3 protein-coding genes are annotated in these 3970 nt (G+C 71.4%); 2 read left to right on the forward strand and 1 reads right to left on the reverse strand.

The genetic code is table 11. The features are described 5' to 3' along the window. On the reverse strand, positions 1-1079 hold a 1079-nt coding region (locus ACFWN1_RS32090), incomplete at its 3' end, for a putative T7SS-secreted protein (protein ID WP_384369888.1). Between the two features lie 160 nt (positions 1080-1239). On the opposite strand from ACFWN1_RS32090, the gene ACFWN1_RS32095 reads away from it, so the two are divergent. Both ACFWN1_RS32095 and ACFWN1_RS32100 read left to right on the forward strand, forming a co-directional pair. Further along, complete coding sequence (locus ACFWN1_RS32095; RefSeq protein WP_384369891.1) at positions 1240-2673, forward strand: hypothetical protein; 1434 nt, start codon at positions 1240-1242, stop codon at positions 2671-2673. Positions 2674-3313: 640 nt separating this feature from the next. Then, positions 3314-3970: methyltransferase dimerization domain-containing protein (locus ACFWN1_RS32100; RefSeq protein ID WP_384369894.1), on the forward strand; the 657-nt coding region annotated here is incomplete at its 3' end.

The following is a 3970-nucleotide window of genomic DNA, read 5'->3' on the forward strand; positions in this document are numbered from 1 at the left end:
GCCACGGCTCCGGCCGCGGCTCCGGCGAACACGCCCGCAGCCGTGACGTGGTCGTGGTTGGCGGCCTTGGCGGCCGCCTCCTTGGCGGAGTCGCCGAGGAACTGGCCCGCGACATCGGTGGCGGCCTTGCCCACCGGATGACCGAGGAAGCCTCCGACGATCTTGGTGTTGGTGAGGGACTCGCCGATCTTCGCGATGGTGCCGGTGGTCTGCTTGATCAGGCCGGAGTTCTTCACCGCGAAGGCGAGGGCCGGGCTGATCGCCTCGGCGATCCGGCCGCCCAGCTTGAGCAGCGAGCCGCCCGGGACGATGCCGAGCAGGCCGGTGACGAAGTCGCCCGCTTTGATCCCGCCCGTCTGACTGGCCACGACTTGGTTGAAGACGAACAACAGTCCGCCCAGCAGAGCGCCGACCACCGGGAAGAACACCGCCACCACCGCGATGAGCAGGGACAGCAGGATCTGCACGAACGGGAAGTCCTTGAAGAAGTCGGCGATCTTCTGGAAGATGCCCCGCTCCGGAACAGCCTCCGCCGCCGCCCGGTCCAGCACCTCGGCGCACCGCCGCTGCGCGCTCTCGCGCAGCGTCCTCGCCTGCTCCGCCAGACTGCGGGCCGCGCTCGACTCGGCCTGGCCCGCGTCGATGACGTTCTGGGTCGCGAGCGCCTGCGCCTGCGCCTCGTCGGTCGGGGTCGCGCCCAGCTGCTTCGGTGTCTGGTTCGCCCGCGGTGCGGCGGCCCGCGCCCGGTCCACGGCCTGGTCGAAGGAGCCCTGCGCGTCCAACAGCCGAGGTATGTACTCGCTGTAGGCCTGGGCCGCGTCGTGGTACGACGTCATCGTCTTGGTCAGCTTGTCCGGCAGATCGTCACCGATCCGCGCGTTGAGCTGGTCCATCGCTTCACCGGAGCCCCTGGATATGGCACCGTCCTTCCGCACGACGCTGAGCGCCCTCTCGGCGGCGTCACCGATGTCCCGGTAGCGCTTCACGATGCCCTGGATGAGCTCGGGGTCGCCGGGCGTCGGGTCCGAGTCCATGCCCAGGAGCTGGAAGTCCTCAGGACTCGAGTGCCGACGTGCCATTGCGATCCCCCGGTCCGGTGCGTGCGTGTGATGTGCGGTCACGGGGTACACGGCACCGGGCTCGTGGAGGGTTCAATGAGTTTCACGCCGCGTCGAACGTTTCTGCCCGGCGGCCCCGTGTAGTCGGTGCAAGCAATGTCGGACGACACGGGTGGACACGATGAGCAACGGCGCGGGCCGAGTGCCCGAGCACCGGCCGAGAACTGCCGCGGCGCACCGCATCCCGCACGCGCCGTGGTACGCCCTGACGGCTCTGCTGGCGGCATGCCTTGTCGCGCTCGGCACAGCCGGCCCCGCCGGGGCGGCACCGTCCGCCGACGACCTGGTCAAGGTGTTCGTGGTGCAGGACCCCGCGCAGACCGGCGGACAGCTCGCCACCCTGCGGTCGATCGCCGCCACGACGCTGGGCGACGCGGCACGGGCCGACGAGGTCTTCCAGCTCAACCGGGGTCAGGCGCAGCAGGACGGGTCCGCCCTCGGCAGCCCCGGCGACCAGCTGCATCCCGGCTGGATCCTGCGGCTTCCACGGGACGCGTCCGGTCCCGGGGTCCAGCTGGCCAAGGACACCGGTGGCGGAGACGGCGCCTCCACTCCCCCGGCGGTGGGGACGTCCTCGTCGGGGACGGGCGGTGCGCCGTCCAAGGTGCTCACCGTCCCCCTGGGAGCGGCGCTCGCGCTGCTCGGGGCGATCCTGCTCGCCCTGATCACCGCGGGCATAGTCGCCCGTCGCAAGGTGCGTACCGCGGCCGGCGCCGTCGGGCGCGGCGTCCGCGCGCTGGGCGCGCCCGTGCGCCGTCGCCGCCGGCTCGCGCAGCGGCAGGCGGTGAGCCGCCGCTTCGAAGCGGACGGCCACTCGGTCCAGCGGGCCTACAACGCCCTTGGTGAGTTCGGGGAGACGGACCGGGAGCCCGGGAAGCCGGTGCACGCGCTGGGCGTGGACGACGCCGGCGTGACGGTGTGGCTGTCCGCCTCCGACACCGCCGACGCTCCCTGGGCGAACGTCGACGGCACCCGCTGGCGGCGCCCCGCCGACGCGCCCGGTCTCAGGGCTTCGGGCGGCGGCCCCGGCGTGACCTCACAGTCCGTCCTGACCACCGCGTGTCTGGTCCGGGCGGGCACGGACATGGCGGACCGGCCCGTGTTCGTGGATCTCAGCCGCCTGGACGGGGTCCTGAGTGTCGGCGGTGACCGGGCCGTCGCCCGCGACGTGGTGCAGAACCTGCTGGCGGAGATCTGCCGTACCCGGCCGAACCTGCCGGTGACCGTGGTGCGCGGCTCGGCCGACGCACTGCCGCTCGCCGTGCCGCCGAACCTTCGGCAGATACCCCGGACCGCCTCATCCACGGTGGCGAAGCCGTTCCCGTCGCACGGCACGGTACGCGCGGCCGCGTCACGCCGACCGGTCAGGGGGCTGGTCGTCGTATCCGGTACGCCGGGTCCGCGGGAGGCGGCCGAACTGGCCGCTCTGTGCAGTGTGGGCTGGACGGGACTGGTCTGCGGCGAGACGCAGGAGGCCCACTGGCGCTGGTACGCCGATGGCGAGGGCCACGTCGACATCCCCGTACTGGACCTTCAGCTGACGGTTCCGGCCTGAGTTTCCGTGCCTGCCGCCACCGGAGGGAGGACCCGGCATTCCGGGGTCGGGATGCCGGGTCCTTCTCCCGCTGACTGCGGTTGCGGTGGCCCCATGGCGAAGCAGGAGCGGGAGGTCTGCGAGGAGCGGTTCGTGCGCATCGGCGACGGGCCTGCTCGCGTCGCGCATAACCGGTCGGGTACGAGTTTTGCCTGACGGGCAGTCGGACGGCCGAGTGGCCGCGTGTCCTCGACAACCTCTCCCCCGGCGAGCGATTCGCGCCGCGTTGTGACGGCACACACTACTGAAAGCACACACTCCCTGACGCCGCACTCTCCGTGACGCCGCGCGAGCACGAGCGGACGGCGGGCCACGGCCCCGGCATCCGGTTGCGCGGACGGCGAAAAGACTGCCCGTGCGCACCCGCCCGAGTGACCGATCGCGCAAGAGCGCGCCGCGGAAAGCCGCATCGGGAACGCTCGCGGGCCCGCCGGTGTCTCAGGACATGGCGCTTGACCCTGACAACCGTCCGGCCCCGGTCACTCGAATCACCCCTTCCGTGGCGGCTCCTTCGCAGCAGCCACCCGCAGGGGCACGCGCCGAAAAATGTTTACCTTTCAACTTCTACCTTCGACTTCCAGAATCAAGTGGAGAACACGACATGTCGGTCAACGACCCGATCACCCCTGAGCCCCTCCTCCAGCTCGGCCTGGGCTTCATGGCCTCCAAGACCCTTCTGAGCGCGGTGGAGCTGGGAATCTTCTCCGCGCTGGCCCAGGGCGGCCGCGACCGCGAATCCCTCGCCGCCGAGGTGGGCCTGCACTCCCGGTCCGCCGCTGACTTCCTCGACGCGCTGGTGTCGCTCGGGGTGCTCACCCGTGACGAGGCCGGCGTCTACGCCAACACCCCCGCCGCAGACCTGTTCCTGGACCAGGCCAAGCCGTCGTACGTGGGCGGAATTCTCGAGATGGCAAACGCCCGTCTCTTCGGCTTCTGGAACAACCTCACCACCGCCCTGCGCACCGGCGCCCTCCAGAACGAGGTCGCACACAGCGGCGCCCCGTTCTTCGCCACCCTCAGCCAGGACCCGGTCGCCTGGCGCAACTTCCTCAACGGCATGAACGGTGTCAGCACCCCGCTCGCCGCCGCGCTCGCCGCCGACTTCGACTGGACCGGCAGCCGTCACGTCATCGACCTCGGCGGAGCCCTGGGCGCCGTCCCGGCCGCCGTCCTGCGCGGCAACCCGGGCATCACCGGCGCCGTCTTCGAGCTGCCTCCGGTACAGCCGGTGTTCGAGGAGTTCGTCGCCGCCCACGGC

It is taken from the genome of Streptomyces sp. NPDC058459 (assembly GCF_042721685.1).
Lineage (GTDB): Bacteria > Actinomycetota > Actinomycetes > Streptomycetales > Streptomycetaceae > Streptomyces.